18 protein-coding genes, 5 tRNA genes and 1 pseudogene are annotated in these 23651 nt (G+C 57.9%); 4 read left to right on the top strand and 20 right to left on the bottom strand.

The window, feature by feature from the left end; translation table 11 throughout:
- Positions 1–130 precede the first annotated feature (130 nt).
- Complete coding sequence (locus tag OCY70_RS27985) at positions 131–1312, top strand: ornithine--oxo-acid transaminase (protein ID WP_373871411.1); 1182 nt, start codon at positions 131–133, stop codon at positions 1310–1312.
- Positions 1313–1420: 108 nt separating this feature from the next.
- Here the strand turns inward: OCY70_RS27985 and map are convergent, their stop codons facing one another.
- The 15 genes from map to OCY70_RS27910 form a co-directional block, all read right to left on the bottom strand.
- Positions 1421–2170, bottom strand: a complete 750-nt coding sequence (gene map / locus OCY70_RS27980) for a type I methionyl aminopeptidase (RefSeq protein ID WP_213426452.1) — start codon at positions 2168–2170, stop codon at positions 1421–1423.
- Positions 2171–2330: 160 nt separating this feature from the next.
- Positions 2331–2416, bottom strand: a tRNA-Leu gene (locus OCY70_RS27975).
- Positions 2417–2464: 48 nt separating this feature from the next.
- Positions 2465–2540 (bottom strand) — tRNA-Lys (locus tag OCY70_RS27970).
- A 45-nt stretch (positions 2541–2585) separates the two neighbouring features.
- Positions 2586–2660, bottom strand: a tRNA-Glu gene (locus tag OCY70_RS27965).
- A 6-nt stretch (positions 2661–2666) separates the two neighbouring features.
- Entirely contained in the window at positions 2667–2846 is a 180-nt protein-coding gene (locus tag OCY70_RS27960; RefSeq protein WP_213426451.1) for a hypothetical protein, read from the bottom strand.
- A 550-nt stretch (positions 2847–3396) separates the two neighbouring features.
- Positions 3397–4788 (bottom strand): magnesium transporter, encoded by a 1392-nt coding sequence (gene mgtE, locus OCY70_RS27955; protein WP_213426450.1) that lies wholly within the window; start codon positions 4786–4788, stop codon positions 3397–3399.
- A 241-nt stretch (positions 4789–5029) separates the two neighbouring features.
- Positions 5030–6265: an alpha-L-fucosidase gene (locus OCY70_RS27950; RefSeq protein ID WP_213426449.1), complete on the bottom strand. Its 1236-nt coding sequence runs from the start codon at positions 6263–6265 to the stop codon at positions 5030–5032.
- Positions 6266–6375: 110 nt separating this feature from the next.
- Entirely contained in the window at positions 6376–8055 is a 1680-nt protein-coding gene (locus OCY70_RS27945; protein WP_213426448.1) for an ABC transporter substrate-binding protein, read from the bottom strand.
- 56 nt (positions 8056–8111) lie between these two features.
- The gene (locus OCY70_RS27940; RefSeq protein WP_213426447.1) at positions 8112–9008 is read right to left on the bottom strand and encodes a carbohydrate ABC transporter permease; all 897 of its coding nucleotides are present in this window, start codon (positions 9006–9008) and stop codon (positions 8112–8114) included.
- 15 nt (positions 9009–9023) lie between these two features.
- Positions 9024–9986 (bottom strand): ABC transporter permease, encoded by a 963-nt coding sequence (locus OCY70_RS27935; RefSeq protein ID WP_213426446.1) that lies wholly within the window; start codon positions 9984–9986, stop codon positions 9024–9026.
- A gap of 653 nt (positions 9987–10639) precedes the next feature.
- Complete coding sequence (locus tag OCY70_RS27930) at positions 10640–12886, bottom strand: helix-turn-helix domain-containing protein (protein WP_249724507.1); 2247 nt, start codon at positions 12884–12886, stop codon at positions 10640–10642.
- Between the two features lie 92 nt (positions 12887–12978).
- Positions 12979–13067 (bottom strand) — tRNA-Ser (locus OCY70_RS27925).
- 9 nt (positions 13068–13076) lie between these two features.
- A tRNA-Asn gene (locus tag OCY70_RS27920) sits at positions 13077–13152 on the bottom strand.
- Positions 13153–13240: 88 nt separating this feature from the next.
- Positions 13241–14062 (bottom strand): uroporphyrinogen-III synthase, encoded by an 822-nt coding sequence (locus OCY70_RS27915; protein ID WP_213426445.1) that lies wholly within the window; start codon positions 14060–14062, stop codon positions 13241–13243.
- Positions 14055–14552 carry a SprT family protein gene (locus OCY70_RS27910; protein WP_213426444.1) on the bottom strand — a complete coding sequence of 166 codons (498 nt, stop codon included), beginning with the start codon at positions 14550–14552 and terminating at the stop codon, positions 14055–14057. The genes OCY70_RS27915 and OCY70_RS27910 overlap by 8 nt, the downstream gene beginning before the upstream one ends.
- A gap of 90 nt (positions 14553–14642) precedes the next feature.
- On the opposite strand from OCY70_RS27910, the gene OCY70_RS27905 reads away from it, so the two are divergent.
- Positions 14643–15008: a hydrolase/acyltransferase gene (locus OCY70_RS27905; RefSeq protein ID WP_213426443.1), complete on the top strand. Its 366-nt coding sequence runs from the start codon at positions 14643–14645 to the stop codon at positions 15006–15008.
- Positions 15009–15190: 182 nt separating this feature from the next.
- Positions 15191–15310, top strand: coding sequence for a cortex morphogenetic protein CmpA (cmpA, locus tag OCY70_RS27900; RefSeq protein ID WP_006677697.1), 120 nt, complete (start codon positions 15191–15193; stop codon positions 15308–15310).
- A 152-nt stretch (positions 15311–15462) separates the two neighbouring features.
- Here cmpA and OCY70_RS27895 read toward each other — a convergent pair whose 3' ends face one another.
- Positions 15463–17697: a Tex family protein gene (locus tag OCY70_RS27895; RefSeq protein WP_213426442.1), complete on the bottom strand. Its 2235-nt coding sequence runs from the start codon at positions 17695–17697 to the stop codon at positions 15463–15465.
- Between the two features lie 686 nt (positions 17698–18383).
- Between OCY70_RS27895 and OCY70_RS27890 the strand changes: the two genes are divergently transcribed.
- Positions 18384–19805 (top strand): M60 family peptidase N-terminal accessory domain-containing protein, encoded by a 1422-nt coding sequence (locus tag OCY70_RS27890; protein WP_249724503.1) that lies wholly within the window; start codon positions 18384–18386, stop codon positions 19803–19805.
- 360 nt (positions 19806–20165) lie between these two features.
- Here OCY70_RS27890 and OCY70_RS27885 read toward each other — a convergent pair.
- The 4 genes and pseudogenes from OCY70_RS27885 to OCY70_RS27870 all read right to left on the bottom strand — a co-directional run bounded on the left by OCY70_RS27885 (position 20166) and on the right by OCY70_RS27870 (position 23606).
- A pseudogene (locus OCY70_RS27885) lies at positions 20166–20517 on the bottom strand (type II toxin-antitoxin system PemK/MazF family toxin).
- Between the two features lie 3 nt (positions 20518–20520).
- Positions 20521–20802: a CopG family ribbon-helix-helix protein gene (locus OCY70_RS27880; RefSeq protein WP_040731899.1), complete on the bottom strand. Its 282-nt coding sequence runs from the start codon at positions 20800–20802 to the stop codon at positions 20521–20523.
- A gap of 222 nt (positions 20803–21024) precedes the next feature.
- Entirely contained in the window at positions 21025–22245 is a 1221-nt protein-coding gene (gene alr / locus OCY70_RS27875) for an alanine racemase (protein ID WP_213426441.1), read from the bottom strand.
- Between the two features lie 242 nt (positions 22246–22487).
- Positions 22488–23606, bottom strand: a complete 1119-nt coding sequence (locus tag OCY70_RS27870) for a DUF4367 domain-containing protein (protein WP_213426440.1) — start codon at positions 23604–23606, stop codon at positions 22488–22490.
- Positions 23607–23651: the final 45 nt, after the last annotated feature.

The following is a 23651-nucleotide window of genomic DNA, read 5'->3' as shown; positions in this document are numbered from 1 at the left end:
AGACCATGCTGTTATCGTAAGGGTTCAGAGCAAGGGTGCAGAGTAAGGCAGACCAAGCGGCTTGTCCGCTCAGGATTGATTACCATTTTTTTGAATTTTGGAAAAGGAGGAGACAAGAGTGAATCAATCGATGCGACTTATCGAACAGACGGAGCAATACGGGGCACGGAACTATCATCCGCTGCCGATCGTCATTTCGAAGGCGGAGGGCGTCTGGGTCGAGGATCCCGAGGGGCGCCGCTATATGGATATGCTGAGCGCCTATTCCGCCCTGAACCATGGCCACCGTCATCCGGCCATCATCCAGGCGCTCAAGGACCAGGCCGATAAAGTGACGCTCACCTCAAGAGCGTTCCATAATGATCAGCTCGGCCCCTTCTATGAGCGCCTCTCCAACCTGACGCGCAAAGCGATGATTCTGCCGATGAATACGGGCGCCGAGGCGGTGGAGACGGCCATCAAGGCCGTGCGCCGCTGGGGCTACGAGTGCAAAGGCATCCCGGACAACCAGGCCGAGATCATCGTCTGCGACGGCAACTTCCACGGCCGGACGGTCACGATCACGTCCTTCTCGTCGGAAGAGGAATACAAGGCAGGCTTCGGCCCGTTCACGCCCGGGTTCAAGCTCATCCCGTACGGCGATATCGGCGCGCTCGAGCGGGCCATCACCCCGCATACGGCCGCCTTCCTGGTGGAGCCGATTCAAGGAGAAGCCGGCATCATCGTGCCGGAGCCGGGCTTCCTGCAGGCGGCCCGCGCGTTGTGCAGCCGGCACAACGTCCTGTTCGTCGCCGACGAGATCCAGACCGGGCTCGGCCGCACCGGCAAAATGTTCGCCTGCGACTGGGAAGAGGTCGTGCCGGATATGTACATCCTCGGCAAGGCGCTCGGCGGCGGCGTCATTCCGGTATCCGCCGTCGCGGCCGATGCCGAGGTGCTCGGCACGTTCACGCCCGGGTCGCACGGCTCCACCTTCGGCGGCAATCCGCTCGGCTGCGCCGTCGCCAACGCCGCGCTGGAGACGCTCGTCCGCGAGCGGCTGGACGGCCGGGCGCGGGAGCTTGGCGAGTACTTCATGGCCGGACTCGCCAAGCTCCAATCGCCGCGCATCAAGGAATTGCGCGGCCGCGGCCTGCTGATCGGGCTTGAGCTGACGGAGCCCGCCCGCCCTTACTGCGAGCAGCTCCAGAAGGTCGGCCTGCTCGCCAAGGAAACCCACGACCATACGATCCGCTTCGCCCCGCCGCTCGTCATTACGAAGGAAGAGCTGGACTGGGCGCTGGATCGGATTCGGGAAGTGCTGCCGGCGTAAATCCGCTTCAAGCCAGGCAGCGGGACGATGGAATGTTCATCGCCCCAAACCGGACACAACAAAAAAGGCACAGGTCGCATGTTTGTGCACCTGTGCCTTTTCCGCAATTTAGTCCTGCTTCGTCAAAATTAGCGGGCCGTCGGCCGTAATGGCGAGCGTATGCTCATACTGCGCGGACAAGCCGCCATCCTTCGTTCTTGCCGTCCAGCCGTCCGGATCGCGCTTGCTCTGCCAGACCCCGGTATTCAGCATCGGCTCGATCGTGATCACCATGCCTTCCTTCAGGCGCATGCCCTTGCCGGCAGGCCCGTAATGGAGCACCTGCGGCTCCTCGTGCATATCCTGCCCGATCCCGTGGCCGACGAATTCACGCACGACCGAGAAGCCTTCGGCTTCAGCCAATGTCTGAATCGCATGGGCGATATCGCCGAGGCGGTTGCCGATAACCGCTTGCTCGATACCCTTGTACAGCGACTCTTCCGTCGTCTTCAGCAGATGGGCGGCCTCGTCCGAGATATTGCCCACCGCGTAGGACCAGGCGGAATCGGCCAGCCAGCCGTTCAGATTCACGACCATATCGATGGTGACGATATCCCCGTCCTTCAGCTCAGTCTCGCTCGGAAAGCCGTGGCAGATCACATCGTTGACGGAAGCGCAGGTCGCATAAGGATAGCCCATATAGCCTTTTTGCTCCGGAGTCGCGTTATGCTCCTTCAAAAAGCGCTCCACAAAGCGATCGATCTCCATCGTCGTGATGCCCGGACGGATCATTTGTGCGATCTCTTTGTGGCAGGCCGCCAATATTTTGCCCGCTTCGTGCATTTTGGCAATTTGTTCTTTCGTCTTGATAATAATCATAGTCAACACCTCTTGGTTCGCTGCCGAGTCAGATTCGGAACGTTCCTTCGCTCCGTCCGGCGCTTGGAAATGGTAACGAGGTTCAAGTTCAATGCGATATCCCGGTAAAAGCAAAAAAAGCCTTGTATGCCAAGACTTCCCTCATTCGTCATGAAAATTATGGTGCGGTAGAGAGGACTCGAACCTCCACGGGCGTACGCCCACTACCCCCTCAAGATAGCGTGTCTGCCATTCCACCACTACCGCACGTATGTTGGGAACGATGCTTCCGCATTGCAACCGTAAAAAGAAAACTGGTGAGCCATGAAGGACTCGAACCTTCGACACCCTGATTAAAAGTCAGGTGCTCTACCAACTGAGCTAATGGCTCGTGCTGACTGAACGTTGCTGTCCGCCATATCATCCATAAGATAGATGGTGACCCGTACGGGATTCGAACCCGTGTTACCGCCGTGAAAGGGCGGTGTCTTAACCGCTTGACCAACGGGCCACGTCTTCAAAACTTCATCACCTCGCGGCGACAATTAAGAGTATAACAAACGACATGGCCGTTGACAAGCTTTTTTTTCGGTATTTTTTCAATGTGCTTTTCAGGGTGCTTTTCCGGGCGGTTTGGCGGATCCATGCAGGCTGGTCCATCCGCAGCATCCGTCTGCATCGCTCCGAAAATATCCAAATATCCAAATATCCGAAATCATCCCGAAGAAAGATCAGACTCGTCAGGTTGACGGTCGTTGCCGCCGGGGAGTCGTGCGGGGGACAAGCTCGCTCTCCTCCGGCCGGAGCCCGCTTCAGCGACGTCGTCATCATGCCGACACCGATCAATGTCCACTAATCGTGGAAAATACAAAGAAATGTCTTTCAAATAGTGGACAGTTTTCTGGGAAGGAGATATGTTCTATTCGACATCCGATGCACTAGATATAGAATGAAACTCCAACATAAACGCTATATATAGATTCCCCTCCTTAATCGAAACATATCCCCTTCATGTCCACCTTTGTATGGACTTTCTTTGCAATTTGTCCGTCAACAGAGTACAATCCTCGCGACAGATCCCATCAACCGTATCGTGAATCTACTCTGCAACCCATACCCAGCTCCTCCGGCGCGGATTCCGCAACGCAGTTTAACACATTTCAACTTAACATCACTCAACTGAACGCAACTCAGCTTACACACAAGGTCATCTTTGGAACCAAATGCCGCAGTCAGCAGCACGCTTCTCACAGGATATAGGACAAGAACAGCGTCGCCGTTCCGAAATAAACCGTGAGCGAGAAGATATCGTTCAGCGTCGTAATGAGCGGGCCGGACGCCACCGCCGGATCGGCATTCAAGCGGTACAGAATAAGCGGGATGACGGTCCCTGCCATCGTTCCGATAATGACGGTCAGGAACAAGGAGCTGCCGACGACCAGCCCGAGCGGAAGGCTGGACTGCCAGAAGCCCGCGACGAGGGCGACCGCGAGGCCGCATACGGTACCGATAATGAGCCCGACGACCAGCTCGCGTCCGATCAGCCGGCTGACGGAGCCCTTATCCAGCTTCTCCGATGCCAGGCCGCGGATGACGACCGCCAGCGATTGCGTGCCCGTGTTCCCCGTCATGCCGGCGATCATCGGCATGAAGAAGGTTAAGGCGACGACCTGCTGCAGCGTCTCTTCGAAGCGGCTGATGATGCTGCCCGACACGAGGCCGAGGAACAGCAGCATAATCAGCCAGGGCAGACGCCGCCGCGCCGCCGTGAACGGATTCGTGCGGAAATCGATCGTCTTGTCCGTAGCCGAGTATTTATTGAAATCCTCATGCGCCTCTTCCCGCAGGACGTCGATGACGTCATCGACCGTCACGATCCCGATCAGCCGGTTATTTTCATCCACGACCGGCATCGAGAGGAAGTCATACTGCTCGAACAGGCGGGCGACTTCTTCCTGATCCGTGTCGGCCGTAACCGAGATGACCTTCTCATTCATCAAGGCTTGAATCGTCTCCGTCTCCTGGGCCAACACCAGCTCGCGGTACGAGAGCGTGCCGACAAGACGCTTTTCTTCATTTACGACATAAAAATAATGCACATGCTTCGTCAATTCGGCGAAGGCCTTCACCTTCTCGACGGCTTCCCGCACCGTATAGCGCTCATAGAACCAGACGTAGCGGTTCGTCATCAGACCGCCGGCCGTCTCCGGCTCGTAGGTCAAGAGCTTGCGTACCGTATCCCTCTCTTCCCGCTTCATCAGCGAGAGCAGGAATTCCTTCGCTTCCACGCTGACGGCCGCCATCGTGTCGGCCAAGTCGTCGTTATCCATGCGGTTCAATACTTCCGCAGCCCGCTCGCGCCCGAGCATCTGAAATGACTCCAGCTGCAGCGCCGGATCCAGCTCGCGCATGATGCCCGTAAGCTGATCGAAGTCGAGCACCTCCAGCAAGCGGGTGCGGTGCGTCATCTTCGCGTCCCGGTAGACGAGAGCGAGGTCATACGGGTGCCAGTACCGGAAGGCATGCCGAATCGATTCGTCGTCTCCCTCCAGAATCTGAATCGCCTCCGCCACGATATCTTCCGGCTCTCTGCCTCCGCTGCCCGCATCGTTCGAGTCATTGGTGTGTTGTCTGCTCACTCCGCCACCTCCTTCATGATGTTCCGCAGGACTTCTCCCTCCGTTGTCCAGGCGCCGCGCCAAGGCCAATCTCTTCATCATATGATTAACACATTCCGTCGGTACCGACACGTTGTGCGGCCTGCGAACTTTACCTATTAAATCTTTCATATTATATGAAAAAAAGCAAGGAGTAACCGCATTCCTTCCGCTGCGGCCGCTCCTTGCTCCTTGTTGCTCCGTATGCTAATCCGATTATGCCTTATTCCCCGGCCGCATAGGCGGCCAAGCTGCGAATATGCGGCTCAGCCGCCTCCTCCGTGACGCGGATCCGGATGCGGGTCGTCCGCGTCGGCTCGATACGGTCGATCTTTTTATGGCCGATGGCGCTGCCCGCTGCGACCGGCTTCCACTCGCCGCCGACCTCTGCCTCGATCGTGTATTCGTGTACCCGTTCCCCGCAGGCGATATCCTCCATCGTCACGATATGATCGATGAGGGGTTCTCCATCCAGCGTCAGCTCAAGCTCGGACCCTGTGCCGGAGGCGGAGCCCAGCGGCTGTCCGAACCGGCTGCGGATCTCCGCCCCGAATTCGAGCACGCGCTTCGTGTCGGCCTCCGGCAGCAGGCCGCGGTTGTCCGGAGAGACATTCAACAGCAGCGTCGTTCCATGTCCGACCGAGCGGTAGTACAAGTCCATTAAATGAGCGAGGGAGTGCAGGCTGTGCTCATCGTTCGGATGCCAGAACCAATGCCGCTTCCGGATCGGCACATCGCATTCCGCCGGCACCCAGCCCGGCGTCTCCTCCATCCATGTATTCATATCGTTCGTGAACATGCTGACCCGGGCGCTCTCCGCCGTGTTCCAGCACGGATACGGGGCGACGCCGTCCTCATTCCCGACCCAGCGGATCGTCGGAGCGCCCATATTGAAGATCATCGCGTCCGGCTGATGCCGCTTCACGAGGCCGATAATGCGCTTCCAATCATATTCGCGCCCTTCGGAGCCCGCCCCGTCGAACCATACCTCGACGAGTGGCCCGTATCCGGTCAGCAGCTCGGTCAACTGCTCCGCATAGAAATCGTCATACGCGGCCGGATCGGCATAGCATGGCGCATTGCGATCCCATGGCGACACGTATACGCCGAACTTCATCCCTTTCTCCCGGCAGGCGTCCGCGACCTCGCGCACGACATCGCCCTGCCCGTTCTTCCACGGGCTTGACCGGACCGAGTAATCGGTCGTCTTGGTCGGCCACAGACAGAAGCCGTCATGATGCTTCGCCGTCAGAATGACATAGTTGAAGCCGGCTTCCTTCGCGGTCCGGATCCACTGCCGCGCATCCAGCTCCGCCGGGTTGAACAATGCCGGGGAATCCGTCCCGTCTCCCCATTCCTGATCGCAATACGTATTGATGCCGAAGTGAAAAAACATGCCCCACTCCAAATCCTGCCACGCCATTTGCTGCGGCGTGGGCACCGCCAGCCTCTGATTCATCCGGCCGCCGCTCCTCTCTAACATTAGATTGGTGGTTCCCCGCTCTCCAGGCGACGAGGAGGCTGCCGTCCGGAATCCGCGCCGCAGCGCTTCGGACGGCAGCCTGCCCCTTATTTGTTCAACGCCTTGCTATAAATTTCAAGATACTTCGATAATTGCAGCCCGTCAAACCCTTTTACATAAGCGTCCCAATCCTTGTCCACATCTTTGCTGCCGGTAATGAATTGCGCCATGTTCGATTCGACGTAATCCTTGATCGAGGTCTGGAGCTGCGCGGCCAGGGAAGCATCCTCCGCCGCAATGAAGATATCGGACGGGAAGGCGATTTCCGGCTTGGCGAACGGCTCGTATTTCTTGGATTCGTTGCGCAGGCGCAGCCCATAGCCGTCTTCCGAATACATATCTTCCGGCACGGCGAAGGAGTCGCGCAGCTCGTTGGTCATTTTCATGATGCCGAGCTCCTGCCATGTTCCGTTCTGCACCTGGGCCACGTTCGGCTTCGGCGTCTGCTTGAAGCGCGCCGGCGTTCCGTCCGCCGTCTTCTCGCCCTCCTCCGCCTTCCGGTACCCATCTCCTTCTCTGCCCATGCTGCTGAACAGGGTCGCTTCCTCCGAGTAGAGATAGTCCGCAAACCGGATCGCCGCAATCTGCTGTTCGGCCGTCGCCTTGTTCGTAATCGCGAACTGGCCGTTGCCGGCGCCGACGAAATAGCCTGCAAGCTGGACGCCTTCCGGCCCCTTCAGCGGCGGAACCGTGACATATTCCTTGTGGCGCGGGGTCAGTTCATTCGGCGAATACACATAGCTGATCAGCGCGGTGGCGACCGCTCCCATCACATTGTCCGGCCGGTTCCCGACCTGCTTCACGGCGTCCGCATTTTGGGTGAAGGACGCTTTGTCGATCAGCCCTTCCGCGTACAGCTTATGGATGTAGCGCAGCCCTTCCCGCCATGCCTCCTGATTCGGCGAGAACTTCAATTCCCCGTTGTCCAGATACATATAGGTCGTGGCATCGTTATATATGAATGCATTCATCAAAAACGCATCCAGGCCTCCGCCCCACATTTCCTTTTTCCCGGCGGTCGTGAGCGGAATCTCGTCCTGCTTGCCGTTGCCGTTCGGGTCTTTCTCCTTGAATGCCTTCAAGGTCTCATAAAACTCTTCCGTCGTCGCCGGCATCTTCAGCCCGAGCTTATCCAGCCACGTTTGGTTGATCCACATTTTCGACGCATAGGTGCAGTGATAGCACTCGTTCACCTTGGGAATCGCGTAAATATGGCCGTCCGGCGCCGTCATCGCGTCCTTCAAGTACGGGATATCCGCCATCGCCTGCTTTATGTTCGGCGCATACTGCTCAATCAGATCATTCAGCGGGATGAAAACGCCCTGCTGGCCGTACTTCATTTGATCGGCCTTGCTGAAGGAGCCTGCCAGAATCACTTCCGGGTAGTCGCCGCTGGCCATCATGAGCTGCTTCTTCTCCTCCAGCGCGCCTTCCGGCACGACATCCCATTTGATCTGGATATTGGTTTTCTCCTCCAGGAACTTCGTGAACTCGTTCGTCTCCAGATTCTCGATCGCCGCCGATTGGGGAGCGAACATTTTCAGCGTCATCGGCTCCTTCGCGATCGGGAATTCCCCGACCGGATTGAAGAGCTCCTCCGCTTTGGCCGCATCGGCCGGGCCGGTTGCTTCCGCTCCCTGCTTCGCGCCCCCTCCTCCGGAGCATGCCGCCAGCAGCAGCGAGATGCTCAGCAGCATCGCGAGCAAGACAGATCCTTTTTGCCTCATCGTTAGACCCTCCTTGTAAATGTCATCTCATAGCGAAATGCATAAGTCATGCCGTGTTACCCTTTTAATGATCCGATCAAGACGCCCTTCACAAAATGCTTCTGCACGAACGGATAAATCATCAGCACGGGCGCGCTGGCCACCACGATGAGCGAATACTTGAGCAGTTCGGCGATGCCCTGAAGCTGCAGCATGTCATCCACATTGGCCATCATGGTCGGGTCCACGGAATTGAGAATCAAAATGTTGCGCAGCACGATTTGCAGCGGGAACATGTCAGGCGACTTCAAATAAATGAGCGCCCCGAAATACGAATTCCAGTGCCCGACCGCATACATCAGCGTCATGACGGCCAGTATCGGCTTGGACAGCGGCAGCACGACGCTCGTAATGAAGCGGACATCGCTGCAGCCGTCAATCTCCGCCGCCTCCGACAGTTCCTCCGGGATCGACGACTGGAAGAAGGTGCGGGCGATAATGACCTGGAAGACGGCCAAGGCGCCGGGAATGATCATCGCCCAACGGGTATCAATCAGACCGAGCGACTTCACGACCATATAGTTCGGGATGAGACCGCCGTCGAACAGCATCGTGAATACGAGCAGCATCATGAGCAACTGCCGTCCGTAGAACGTCTTGCGCGACAGCGGGTAGGCGATGAGCACCGTCATCACGACATTGACCAGCGTGCCGAAGACGGCGTAGAAGATCGAGTTCGCATAGCCCGTCAATATATTGGAATTGGCGAAGACGGCCTTGTAGCCGGCAAGCGTGAACTCGACGGGAAAGATCCAGACCCGCCCCGAATTGACCGCCTGCGGCGAGCTGAACGAAGCGCTCAAAATATGAAGCAGCGGAAATAAAATAATTACGAGAATCAGCGTTAAAAACACGTATACCCCGGCGAGGAACAAGCGGTCGGGCAGCGATTCCCGAATCGTCGTTGTGCGCATTGAACGAGGCCCCCTTTACCACAGACTCGACTCGGACAGCCGGCGCGCAATCGCGTTCACCGTCACGATCAAGATCAGATTGATGACGGAGTTGAAGAGTCCGATCGCCGTAGAGAAGCTGAAGTTCGCATTCAACAGCCCCACCTTGTACACATAGGTCGATATAATTTCCGACGACTCCAGATTGAGCGGGTTCTGCATCAGATACATTTTCTCGAAGCCCACGCTCATCATGCTCCCGACATTCAGAATAAGCAGAATCACCATTACCGGGAAAATGCCCGGCAAATCGATGTTCCATATTTTCTGGAAGCGCGTCGCGCCGTCGACCTTGGCCGCTTCATACAGCTCCGGGTTGACGCCGGCCAGCGCGGCGATATAAATAATCGCGCCGTAGCCCGTAAATTGCCAGACATCGGACCAGACATAAATCGATTTGAACAGCTCCGGCCGCCCCATGAAGTCGATGCCTTCCAGCCCGAAGAGCCGCAGCACATTGTTCACCATCCCGACGTTCGGGGACAGGGCAACGATAACGATAGACACCATAATGACGGTCGAAATGAAATAGGGCGCATACGTCACCATTTGCACGGTCTTTTTGAACCAGCCGTTCCGAATCTCATTCAGCAGCAAGGCCAACAGGATGGGAGCCGGGAATCCGACCGCCAGGCCGTACAGGCTGACGACGATCGTATTGCGGATGTAATTCCAGAAGTAGGGGGACTCGAGGAACTGCTCGAAATATTTCAGTCCGACCCACGGGCTGTCCCAGATGCCCTGCACGACGTTATATTCTTTGAATGCAATCAGCACCCCGCCCATAGGCACATATTTGAAAATAATCAGGTAGGCGACAGGCAGCAGGACCAGCAGATAGAACTGCCAATGCTTCTTGATCCGCTTGCCGGTGCCTGGGGCAAACGCGAAGCGCGATGTCAGGCGGCGGGAAGCGGATCCGGGCGTGACGTTTGCCATGGGGCATTCCTCCTTTGTGCGAAGCATAATTTAGATGCATAAATGCAGATTGTTACCGTTTTCAATTCTGCGTATCCCATGGCAGGCTCTTCCTCTTCGAACGAAGCGCATGGCGCAGCAGCAGATTAGGTTTCGGCTTTCGGTAAACCGGGCCGAAAGCCTCCCGGGTTGAGTCTGATTATAGGCGACGGAATTCCGGCCGCACAATCAACCGTTTTCCCGGCAAAGAACCATTTTCTCCCGCCGCGCTTCCCCTTGCGGAAAAGGTCAATTGACCGTTTTCCCTTCGCTTGATAACTTTCGCCCGCCCCTTCCTTGGCGGGAATGTCCTTGCGTTCAGGACACCGTTAGCTGACCAATACCTGCCTGGTCCGGAGCACCCGATTTTCGGATTCGCGCACGGATATCCTCCTAAAAACTGTAAAAGCACATCTTTTTCAGGACCACCGGGGCGTGGAATAGTCAAACCTGCAAACATACAGGAATTCTCTCCGTTTTCGCTCGGTTCGGGACCGTTTCGGGCAAAAAAACTGCACTGCTGCAGCTTTTTTATGCCAGTTCCCGTTCCGCTGGCGATCATTCCTGCACTTTTGCAGGCTTTCGCACTCCCCGTGAACGCCAAAAGGGCGCCGCATCCACGGCGCCCCATTCATTTATTGCGCCCTATCCGCCGAAGCGGCGGCGCTATGACTGCTCCGGTATTCTCCCGGAGAGATGCCTTCCATTCGTTTGAATACCCGGCTGAAGGAGACCGCCCCTCCATATCCGATCCGCTCCGCAATCGCCTGCACCGGCAGGTCGGTCTGCCGCAGCAGCCGCTTCGCTTCTTCCAGCCGCAACCCGATCAGGACATCGATGAATTTCTCGCCCGTCACTTCCTTGAAGCTTTTGCTCAGCAGCTTCGGCGCGATGTCGAACGTCTCGCTCAGCAGATTCAGCGACATTTGCGGATTCGCGTAGTGCTCCTGCACATAGGCCTGCACGCGGCCGATAAGCCGGGCGTTGCGCTCCTGATCGGCGCAGGCCACGCGCTCCGCCGCCCGCTCCAGCCCGTCCCGCAGCGTCCGCGCCAGCTCCTCCAGCGTCAGGCATGCATCCAGCCGCTCCAGCCAGGCCGCTTCCGGCGCTTCTTCCCCCGCGATCTTCAAGCGGCGCGCCACATCCGGCACCCATTGGCGGCAGGCATGGCGAACCTCCTCCCGGGTCAGCCGCCCGGCGCGGAGCAGCTCCACCCATTCCGACAGGCGGGCCTCGCGATCCGCGGCCGTTCCCGTCAGACTGTGGGCGAGCAAGCGCGCCAACGGCTGCAAATCCGGCGGATCCCGGCGCAGCTCCTCCTCGATCAAAACCTGATTCGAGCCGCAGGTCATCTTCCGGCTCAAGGCGCGCAGCGCTTGATCGAGCGCCTGCGGAATCGCCCGGATCGACGGCGCCGTGCCGCCGATGCCTGCCGTTGCCGTCCAGTTCAGGTAGCCGTTAATCCACCCCAGCATATCGTGCATCATCGCCGCCAGCCGGCGTTCGGCCTCGCCGCGTGCAGCCGGCTCCCCTTCGCCACGCTCCGGCGGCTGCCACAGCATCGCCAGCCGCTCTCCGGTCAGCCAGTCCGCCCACAGGGACCAGCCGTGCTGAGCGGCCGTCTCCTGGCATGCGGACTTGGCTGCATACTGGAGGAGGAACCTGTCCCGCTTCGAATACGCCTGAACGAAGGCGGCGTAGTTGTCGAGCTCCAGCACGGCGACAAGGCATGGCCGATCGGACGCGAGCGGCACATCGATATGCTGGGCCGTTCCGAGCGGATGATCCTCGTACGTCCCGTCCAGCCATTGACGGAACGTATAGTTGCGCAGGAAGACCGCATCCTTCTTCCCCCGCTCGACAGACTCATCCCGCTCCGCGAACATGCGGTCCAGCGCCGATTCGATGACCGCGAATTCATCCCAGCGGCCCGTGTCCGTCCGCTTCGAGGCCGGAGTCGCGGCGAGCTCGTTCACGCGGTTCACCAGCTTCGCGATCGGCTGATAATGGCGGTGGGTCACATAGACGATCCAGGCCGCCGCAGCGAGCAGCAGCGCCATCCCCCCGATCATCCACACATTGAACCACCGATCGAGGGACAGCACGGCCTTATCCTGTCGGAACCCGCTCTCATATACCCAACCGGTATAGGGAGACATGTAATTCGAGACGACCTTGGAGTTTTTCCCCGGAGAGTTACCGGTATCATCAAACAGAAGATCATTCGCTTCCCCATCCATAATGCGGATGCTGTTCAATTCGGTTCCGTACCAGTCCTTCATCATCGAGGCAACCGATGCGGCAGCGACATTGACGACGACCATCCCGCCGCTTCCGCCTGAATTCGGCACGCTGCGCACAAGCGAGATGACGCGCTTCGGTTCCTGGAAGTCGAATTCCTTGAACGGCCGCGCTCCAATCCAGGGAGAGTCGGTGCTCTTCAGATTCCGGTTCTTCTCAATGAATTCCCGGTCAAGATACTGCTCCAGGCTCCATTCCTTGCTGCTGCTGAGCACTTTGCCGTCCTGGAAGCGGACGAGGTAGATCGAGTCGATAAGCGGGTAGATGGCACTCATTCGCCGCATCAGCTTCATGATTCGCAAATGGAGCGGAACCTCGTCATCCGCCGTTGGTTGAAAAAATTGGGCAAGTTCCGGCGAGTTCACCACTTCGGAGACCAGCGTCTGATCGATGGCTTTCAGCGAGGCATCGGTCGCGCGCAGCGTCTGGAGCAGAAGCGAGGCGTTGGTGTGCATGGCGTCATTCCGGCTCTGTTCGCTCAGCGTCTGGAAGAAGACGAAGAACAAGAAGCTGACGACGATGATGAACACGGGCATATACGAGAGCAGCAGACGGTAGAACCATCGCTTGGCATTCATCATAGGGGCCTCCCTTGCTTGAACCATCATAAGTAAACGCTTACATCGGAGATAACAAAAAAATCCCTTGCGGGACTTGTTGTTGAAATCATAAGTGGCGGAGAGAGAGGGATTCGAACCCTCGCGGCTGTTACACCCTAACGCTTTAGCAAAGCGCCCCCTTCGGCCTCTTGGGTACCTCTCCGTATAAAAATGGCTCCCCGAACAGGACTCGAACCTGTGACAACTCGGTTAACAGCCGAGTGCTCTACCGACTGAGCTATCGGGGAATGACAAGTATTAATGTATCACAGGATAGAACAGATGTCAAGCAGGGGGAGATGAATTTCGTGTTCCCTGTCATCTCCCTCCCATGGCCTACTCCCCGCTCTCCTTCCCGAAATGCTTGGCCAGCTCCACGATAAGCGCGCCCATCCGCTCCTCTTCGGGGACAATGATCCGCTTGACCCCTTCCTCAACGATGGCTGCCGCCGTTACTTTGCCGACCGCGGCCATCCATGTCCGGCTGGCGAACACCTCCAGGAGCCGCTCCGTCAATCCGTTCCGCTTCGCATACTCGAACAGGAAGCGCGCCTGCGGGGCGCTGGTGACCGCGACGGCATCCACTTCCCCGGCGAGCAGCTCGTCCGCAAGCCGGCGCAGAACGTCCTCCGGCGGCGGGGTATGGCGATACGGCATCAGCTCCATCGTATCGGCGCCCGCTTGCTTGAAATACGCAACCAGCGCCGGGGCCGGATCGCCGTGGAGCTGGAGCGAGACGAGCCGCCCGGCCAAGCCGGTCCCGCTCGCGTCCAGCGATCGCAGCAGCCCGGCTGTCGAGCCGTCGTCATCCCGGAAGGCGGGCGCGATGCCGATTCGCTTCAGCGCATTCACCGTCTTGTATCCGCGCGCCGCGTGCTTCATCTCCGCCATCTTGCGCAGGAACGCCTGCTCCTTGCCTGCTTCGCGGGCCGCTTCCAGCAGCCTGTCCAAGCCCATGCCCGTCGTCCAGACGGCCAGCGACACCGGCGCCTCCAGCAGCCGGTCGACTTCCGCCTCCAGCCGGTCGAAGCCCTCGAGCATCGTTCCTTGCGTCGGCCTCACCCAAGGCGTGCCGCCCTGCTTGCGCACGAGCGCGGACATTTCCTCCGCCTTGCGAGGCCCCGTGATGACAATCGTTTTCCCTTCCAGCTTAGCCATGATCCTTCCTCCCCGTCTCTGTGCGGACCGGCACGAGCCGGAGCTTGCCCCGGCAGCGGCCGCACACATATTTCGTCACATCCACTCTCCGCTTGCGGAGATAGGTGTGGCGGCAATCGACGCATTCCAAGCGATAGCGGTAAGGCAGCCCGCGCTTGCCCTCCGTTCCGGGCAAGGAACGGCAGTAACGCGAGCCCCCCACGGCCTGGAGCAGCTCCTTGAATTCGCGGTCGCGGTGCCGGTAGCCTCTTCCTTCCAGATGAAGATGGTAATGACACAGCTCATGCTTGATAATCCGTTCGACTTCCTCCTCGCCGAAGACCTCCAGCTGCTTCGGGTTGATCTCGATATGATGCGAGGCTAATAGGTAGCGGCCTCCCGTCGACTTGAGCCGCCCGTTATAACGGGCCTGATGCCGGAACGGCTTGCCGAAGTCGCGCAGGGACACCTCCTCCACCCATTGCTGCAGCGATTGGTTCGTATAGGTCATCTGTATCACCCTGCTTCCCTACTTGAATTTGTACTGGAAGTCCAGTACACTGTCAAGAGTAGAATTGCGGATGAAGAGAGGGATTGCCGGATGGCGAAGATGCGCTATATTCTGTTTCAACTGGGGAGCGACTGGGAATTCGTCGAGATGCCTGCCGAATACGCGTACCAACTGAGCGCGCTGAATCTGCGCTTGCATAAGGAAATCAGTAAGCTGACAGCGGAACGGGTGCCGAAGCTGCCCGTGGCGATCGCGGAATGCGAGCGGTTGGACCTGCTTCAGGAGGATGCGCGCACGGTCAACGGACTCGAATATATGAACCGGCTGGAGCAGGCCTTCGCCGGAATTCAAGAGGAGCATTATCCCCTCATCGCGCTGCTGACGGAGATACGGGCGCTGCAGGCCCAGATGGAGCAATGGTACGAGGAGGAGGCCGAAGCGGCCGGCATCCAATAGCGGAATGTCAGCAGGACAACCCGCAAGCGATGAATCGAATAAGCGACAACCGATCCTAACCGGAACGAAGCCCGCCGCCTCGTTCCGGTTTTTTGCGTCGGACCTGCACCAAATGCGGCGGCAGCCCATAAGATAGCGTTACAACGAAGAATCTTCGTCCCCGGGCTGAAGGAGGGATACTCATGCCGCAATGGTTATGCAACCAGTTGATGCGCGCCTTTCACAAGAAGGACCGCCGCCAGATTAAGCTGTTGAATGAGTGCTGGTTTTTTTATCGTTCGAAGCAGCGCGTTCATCCGTAAATGCAAGCGCTATTTCCACAAGTCCAAGGCGTCTGAGGACATGTCCGAACGGCAGCCGTAACCCGATCGAATGAAGCCCCCGCGGCGCCCGTCTATGCGACGGACGGCAGCGGGGGCTTATTTGCGTTCGCGTGCTTGCAAGCGCGCGATTCTTATTGCAGGTTATCGACGCTGGAGCGCTTCATCGTCAAGCCGACGCGCCCTTTTTTCACATCGACGGACAGCACCCATACCGTGACATTGTCTCCGACGGACACGACATCGAGCGGATGCTTCACATACCGGTCGCTCAGCTGCGAGATATGCACCAGGCCGTCGTTTTTGATGCCGATGTCGACGAAGGCGCCGAAGTCAATCACATTGCGGACCGTTCCCTTCAATTCCATGCCCGGCTTCAAATCTTCAATCTGAAGCACGTCCGTACGGAACACGACCGGAGGCAGCTCCTCCCGCGGGTCGCGGCCCGGACGGAGCAAGCTGTCGATAATGTCCTTCAAGGTCGGCACGCCCACTTCCAGCCGTTCCGCACAGCCGTTCACGTCCACCTTGCGGAGCTTCTCGGCCAGCTCAGGCGTGCCGATCTTGTCGGGACTGACCCCGAGCTCGGCGAACAGCCGGTCGACCACCGGATACGATTCCGGGTGAATCGGCGTATTGTCCAGCGGATGCGCGCCGTCCGGAATGCGAAGAAATCCGACGCATTGCTGGAACGCCTTCGGCCCGAGGCGGGCGACCTTGGACAGCTGCTTGCGCTCGGTGAATTTGCCGTTCTCCTCGCGGTGCTTGACGATATTTTTGGCCAGCGTCGCATTGATGCCAGATACATAGGACAACAGCGACGGGGAGGCCGTATTGACGTCGACCCCGACGTGGTTGACCGCAGACTCCACGACGGCGCCCAGACTCTCCTCCAGGCGCTTCTGCGCGACATCGTGCTGATATTGCCCGACGCCGATCGCCTTCGGGTCGATCTTCACCAGCTCGGCGAGCGGATCCTGCAGCCGCCGGGCGATCGACACGGCGCTCCGCTCCGCGACATCGAGGCTCGGGAACTCCTCGGCCGCCAGCTTCGAAGCCGAGTAGACGCTCGCCCCCGCTTCGCTGACAATCGCGTAATGAAGCTTCAAGTCCGGACGGGATTGAATCCAGTCGGCGACGAATTGCTCGGTCTCGCGCGAGGCCGTGCCGTTGCCGATGACGACCAGGCCGACCCGGTAAGTACCCGCAAGCCGGTTGAACGTCTTGACGGCTTCCTCCGTCTTATGATGCGGGGCGGTCGGATAGGTGACCGCTACCTCCAGCAGCTTGCCTGTCTCGTCGACCACCGCCAGCTTGCACCCGGTCCGGAAGGCCGGGTCGACGCCAAGCACGGTTTGCCCCCGCACCGGCGGCTGCAGCAGCAGACTGCGCAGATTTTGCGCGAATACTTGAATGGCCTGCTCCTCCGCCTTCTCCGTCAGTTCCCCACGCACTTCCCGCTCAATCGAAGGCGCGATCAGGCGCTTATAAGCATCCTCGATCGTCGCTTGAAGCAAGTCGTTCACGACCGAAGCGCCCCGAATCGTGCGCTTGCTCATATACGCTACGATCTTGTCCACGGGAACATCGAGCGCGACCTTCAGGACGTCCTCTCTCTCCCCCCGGTTCATGGCCAGAATGCGGTGGGACGGCAGCCGCTTGACCGGCTCCGAATACTCATAGTACATCTCATAGACCGATTCCTGCTCTTTATCCTTCGCTTCGGTGCGAATAACGCCCTGATCCATCGTATACCGGCGTACCCAGGCGCGTATATCCGGATCGTCGCCCAGCATCTCCGCGATAATATCCTGAGCGCCCTGCAGCGCATCCTCGGCGGCAGGAACGCCTTTCTCTTCATTTACATAAGCGGACGCCTCCCGCAGCGGATCGCCCTGCTTCGGCAAGGAGAGAATCCACTGCGCCAACGGCTCGAGCCCGCGTTCCTTCGCCACGCTGGCGCGCGTCTTGCGCTTCTGCCGGTAAGGGCGGTACAGATCCTCCACTTCCTGCAGCTTCGCGGCCTGGACAATCGACTCGAGCAGCGGCTTCGTCAGCTTCCCCTGCTCGTTGATGAGCCGGAGCACCTCGCGCTTGCGTTCCTCCAGGCCCCGCAAATAACCGAGCCGCTCGTCCAGCGTCCGGAGCTGCGTCTCATCCAGTTCCCCCGTCATCTCCTTGCGGTACCGGGCGATGAACGGGATCGTGTTCCCTTCATCCAACAGCTCGATCGTCCGTTGGACTTGTCCGCGTCCAAGAGACAACTCCGAGGCTAGCTGATGGAGAAGACGTTCCGGCTCGCTCGTTTTCATCTGTTCAATTGCAGCGTCTAATGCTTGGACTTCCATCGTTTCTTCACGTACGGTCATGTATGACTTCCTTTCCATACCTGTTTCTGCAACCCTTTACAGCCTACTCATTATTGTCGCAAAAACAAGCCGCAAAATCCACACTCTTCTTCATTGCGATGTGCATTCCCGTATACAGGACGATGGCCCAGATGCGTTGCAGCCCTCCGCGCCGGACTGGATTCGACATTTCGCGTCTCCCTTCCTGGCAGCCCTCGGCGGCTCGCGTCGAATTCGACGGGAGCGTGAAGCCTTCCGGGGGCAGAGTCAAGGCTTTTGGAACTAGGGCTAAGACGTTAGGAGCATTTTAGACAAATCATGTTCCGCATGATTGTCAAGATTGTTGCGGTTATGTACAATATGGTACACAACTAGTGCACTATAATGAACAGCCTGCGTAATATGCCCTATATGAAAGGAGGCCCGTAATGTTTCGCGGACAATCTCGACTTGTCTCGCCGCTCCCGTGCATTAAAGCATAAACGCAACATCGAACCCTGTAAAGAAACCGGCTTAGCAAAAACAAGGTGACTTGCTGTATCCCTGCTTCAGCCTGTCCTCCATATCCATGCCGAGCCTGCCTCGTCTGCGCAGCAGTCCTCTTCTTCCGCAGTTGCGTCCGCCCCGTCCTGCTCCCAACATGATCTCGATGGCTCAGCCGCGATCTTGCCGGCATTCCTCTGGACGGCAGTTCCTATAACGGCGGCGTGGCCGCATTCGGGGAGCATGCCTTCGCCGTCGCTGCCGATCCGCGCTCAACCTCGATTATGGCCGCAGCCCGCTACGGCCGGGGCCGCATCGCCGCAATTGGCGGAGAGGCATACTTCAAGCTGACCGAGCCCGATACGAGCGGCAATGCGATCGTCGCCCGCAATATTTTGAACTGGCTTACGGAAGATTTACCGCTCAGCTATGAGCAAGCGCGCGCGGGGCAAGGCCGTATTGCCATCATCACGAAAACTTCGGATTTCGCCGCCAGCCCGGATCTGCCTATCGATATTACCCATGTCGACCGATGGACGGCCACCGATGAACAAGGCAAGGCTCTGCTTGATCTGGCCGCGCATCCGGTCGCCTTTATTGACTACACCTATGTGGAGGAAGAGGAAGTGCAGCCGCTCCTGGACTACATACGGGAAGGCGGCCGCCTCGTCTTCGCCGCCAAGGGCTGGGTATTCGAGCAGTACCCATCCGTCTCGAAAGAGACAGACCATGCCACCGCATCTCTCGCATCCGATTACCCGCTGCAGCGTCTCCTGAATACGGCGGGCTTATCGCTCATGAACAACCAGGCGACGACATGGGATGGTTCGGCGCCGTTCCTGAATCTGACCCAAGCCGCTCACTACGACGCGGACCATATTATGGCCGAAGCCAAAGCGATTGAAGCCGGAACGAAAACGATCGGCGAAGCCGCTATCGGGTTCCCCGATTCCGACGACAAGGCCAAAATGAAGTTCATCACCTCGACATTGGGCTCGACGCTCGGTTCCCTGTCTCCGGCAAGCCCGGTGTATACCCAGCTGCAGGAGGATGCGGCCAAGCTGGGCGGCATTCCGCTGCCTGTCGAGCCTGCGGCCAAGCCCTACAGCGCGTCTCTGCTGCCAGCGCTGATGGATCGCCTTCTCCGCGATCCGACCGGCGCCAAATCGCCCTTCGCGGATGCATTCCCGGGTAATGCCGAAGACGGAGCTCCGGCGGCAACCGGCAAGGGCATCTGGGTTGATTTCGACTATTCCACCTACTCTTACAAGCGACAATTCTACGTGCCTCAGAACTGGATCAGCACCGGCGTGTACGCCGAAGCGGGCAAGCCTATCACGATCGATGTCCCGAAAGGGACCGCGAATCTCGATGTCCAGATCGGCGCTCATACCGACAACCTGAACAGCCTGTCGCTGGACAACTGGAAGCGCGCCCCCGTCATTACGAAGCGGGAAACATTATCTCCGGGAAGAAATACGATCACAAGCCCTTATGGCGGCCTGGTCTATCTGATTCCGACAAAGCCAAAGCCGGGGACAGCCGTCACGGTCACCCTGAACGGCGGGGTTCAAGCCCCCCAAGAATCACTTCGGCAACCCATCGCGCCTGCTGCAAAAGCGGTCCGACGGCACGACCATCTATGACACGGCCTTCAATTATCTCCAGGCAACAAATGCGGATAAAAACTTCAACGACGACAAGCAAGCCGATGTGTGGACGCGTCTTGTCATTTTCGGCTCGTTTTGAATCCTTTTGATCGCTCTCCCTGTCGTCGGCTGCCCTGAGTTACGGGAATATTGAACGTAAGAGGCACAAATGGCTCATATAGCTGGCGTTGACTGCTCTGACTCACTGGGATATCGAACGTAAGAGGCGCATATGACGCCCACCGCTTGTACAGGCAACAAAAAAGGCGGGGAGAGCCCCCGCCCGAAGGTTCGGATTTTTCTTACGTGGCAACAAAAAAACGAGGCAGGCCTCGTTCAGTCGGTCGTAATCGGTTTTTAAAAATCAATCAATCCGAGGCTGATAAGCAGCCCGTCATCGACCTTGCGCATCGTCTCTTCATCTAAGTGCGTGATTTTGTCGGTGAGCCGTTGTTTGTCGATGGTGCGGATCTGTTCCAGCAAAATGACGGAGTCGCGGTCGAAGCCATGCGTCTTCGCGTCAATCTCAACATGGGTCGGCAATTTGGCCTTCTGAATCTGTGCCGTAATTGCCGCCACGATGACGGTTGGGCTGAACCGGTTCCCGATATCATTCTGAATGACGAGAACGGGACGCACCCCTCCCTGCTCTGAACCTACGACGGGCGATAAATCCGCAAAAAAAAACGTCGCCGCGCTTTACAATCAATGTCTACACCCCGCTTACCAGGCGGTCGAGTGTGCCATCCGCTTCCACTTCTGCGTAAAAAGCCTCGGATGCCATCGTCAAGTTAATCTTGGCCATTTCCATATAGCCGCGCTGCATCGATTCACGGATATGACGCTTCTTGCGCTCTTGTAAATACAACTTCATCGCTTGGCGAATGAATTCGCTTCGATTCGATTTTTCCATAGCAACGATACCGTCCACTTCTTGCAATAGTTGGTCGGGCAAGCTGATCATAATTCGTTTGGTGTTCTGAATATTAGCCACCTGTCCTCGCACCCCCAAAGCCTTTGCTGCCTAGTACCCATTATGTCGATTCTGTAGAAAAATTATACAACAGCATATATATGCTTCATCCATATCGAGTATGTTGCAGACCTTCTGCCTACAGACAATCCCTGATACTTATTCTCTCTTCAACGTGAAAATCCTGCCGAAAATGTAAAAATGATTTCGGTAAAAGGTGCCATTCCCCTAAATTCCGTCAATTTATTGCAGCTTCGGCGTATGCCCCGCTTGCAGCAGCGGATTAACCACTTTGACGGGCTTCCCGCCCTCGATATAGAGGCGCGGCATTCGATGGGCAACCATGCAGACGACTTCATAATGACTCGTGCCCAGATGCTCGGCGATCTCCTCGGCCGTAATGCGCTCTTCGCCCTGCTCGCCAAGGAGCACCGCTTCTTCTCCCGGTTCCGGCAGCGGCCCTTCTTCGCCGAGCGGCTCCAGGGAGACCATGCATTGATCCATGCAGATGCGCCCCAGCACCGGTACGCGCCGGCCGCGGATCAGCATATGCGCTGTCCCGCTCAGCATGCGGGAGTAGCCGTCCCCATATCCGACGGGAATGGTCGCAATGCGCTCCTCCGCGCTCGTATAGTAATGCATGCCGTAGCTAATCGCCTCGCCGGCGGGAACCGTCTTCACATGGACGATGGCCGTCTTCAGGCTCAGCACCGGCCGCAATTGGATTCGCTGGCGGTTCACATCGGCGGACGGATACAGCCCGTAAGCGCTGATGCCTACCCGCACCATATCAAATGCGGACTCCGGCAGCTCGATTGCCGCGGCGCTGTTGCTCGCATGGATCAATGGAACGGTAAGCTCCTGTCTTTTCAGCTCATCGATGACGGCCCGGAACCGTTCCTGCTGGAGGCGGCTGTAGGATCGATCCTTCTCATCCGCACCCGCGAAATGGGTAAACATCCCTTCGACCAGCACGCCGGCAATCGATTGCAGGCGGCGGACGCAGCAGGCCGTATCCTCCGGCGTGCGGAGACCCAACCGTCCCATGCCGGTATCCGTCTTGACATGCAATTTGAGCAGGCGCCCGCCGAACCGGGCCGACAGTTCAGGCGCTTTTTCCTCCAAATTGCGGATACACTCCTCGGTAAATACCGTCAAGGAAATATCATGCTCGAAGGCGGCTTCAATCCCGGCAGGCGGCGTATAGCCCAATACCAATATCGGCACCTGTACGCCGGCCCGGCGCAATTGTACGGCTTCATCGAGGAACGCCACGTTCACATAATCCGCCCCGAACCGTTCCGCGGCGCGCGCGATCTCCACAGCGCCATGTCCGTAAGCATTCGCCTTCACGCTGACGCTCAGCTTCGTGGCAGACGGAAGCGCGGCGCGAAAAGCTTCCATATTGTGATGCAGCGCATCCAGCGAAATCTCCGCTCGCGTGGGACGATAATACGCCTCCATGGTCAGTCACCTTCTTCATGTCTGTTCATCCCGTTCCATGTAACAAACCTATGTTAATGCCCATAGCGGAGACTGTCAACCAAGGAGAGATGGAAATAACCAACCATTACTAAGGAAATTTCCGCTGCTCGCGGTCGGTTGATTGCCGGAGGTGCAAGGATTCGCGCTGTTCGCCGATAGCGAGAAGGCCCGTATCCCGTGGAGCGCCACGGAATACGGACCGGTAAAGTGTGCTGCAGCCGTTATTTTCCAGGCTGATCCACGAGTGATTGTGCAATTTTCACCATTTCTTGCTCCGGCAGATCGCCGCTCAGCATCCGGTACTTCACTCCTTCATAGGTCCAGGTGAGCGTCTTCTGCTCCTCACCGGTCATTTGCCCATAGGTGAAGCCGAGATCTACCGCCTTCGAGCCTTCGACCTGAAGCCCGACTTCCATATCCTTCGGCCGGGATTCGATCAGCGTGAACGAATACGTGCCCGTATACCGCATCATAACCGGATGATCACCGTTGTTCGGAAGCTCTTGCTCATCGAGCTTGGCCACGCCCTCCGGCAGATAGGACGGCTCAATAAAGCCGAACGGCCCCATATCCTCTTCCACCTGCGCGTTATCAGACTGCTGCCCTGCCGCATCCGTACCTTCGGCTCCGTCCGCCGGGGCAAGCGTCTCCCGGGATGACGGCTGCCCGTTCTCATCCAGCTCGCCGTTCGGAATCATCGCATGATTCATGCCCGTCATATTGCGCTGCATGTCGAAGGAATCTTTATCGAATTTCTTGCCGAATTCGAATTGATTGAACTTCATCTCGACCACAACCTGTGCCTCCGAATCAGTGACCTGTACCTGCTTCGGCGTGTAGTCGCTCTTGTGCAGCCAGATCTTCTGGCGGACGAGCGAGTCGGTCTGATAATCGGCTGCCACATCGAATACGTAGCTGTCGCCATCCTCGGTGAATTGGCGGCCCTCATCCGAGAGAATGCTGCGGACCAGAGTCTGGTAGAGGTACACCTGCCCTTGATTTTCCGGCCACTCGCTCTGGAAGCGGAATATCTTCTTCAGGCTCGGCGTCAGCACGAACACGCCCTCTTCATTGCGAAGCACGATCTGCTTGATGTCCTTCTTCTCGTTCGTCAGCTCAATCCGATAATAGGTCGGATCCTGATACCACACCTCCACGCGATACTGCAGCGGCTGAGTACCGGAATGCAGCGTCATCGTGCCGATGCCGGCATAGCTTTCCAATTTGCTCATTACTTGATCCAGGTCATGAACCACATCGGCTGCGTCCTTCTTCCCGCATCCGGCGACCAGGATCGCCACACTCATCACGATGGCCAACATCCACGTGAGTCGACGCATGTAATCATCCCCTCTGACATGAGTATTCTTCGATTCGGTGTACTC

Source organism: Paenibacillus melissococcoides, assembly GCA_944800085.1.
Classification (GTDB): Bacteria; Bacillota; Bacilli; order Paenibacillales; family Paenibacillaceae; genus Paenibacillus_B; species Paenibacillus_B melissococcoides.
Note: the sequence above shows the minus strand (reverse complement) of the source record. Positions and strands in the feature narration are given on the sequence as shown.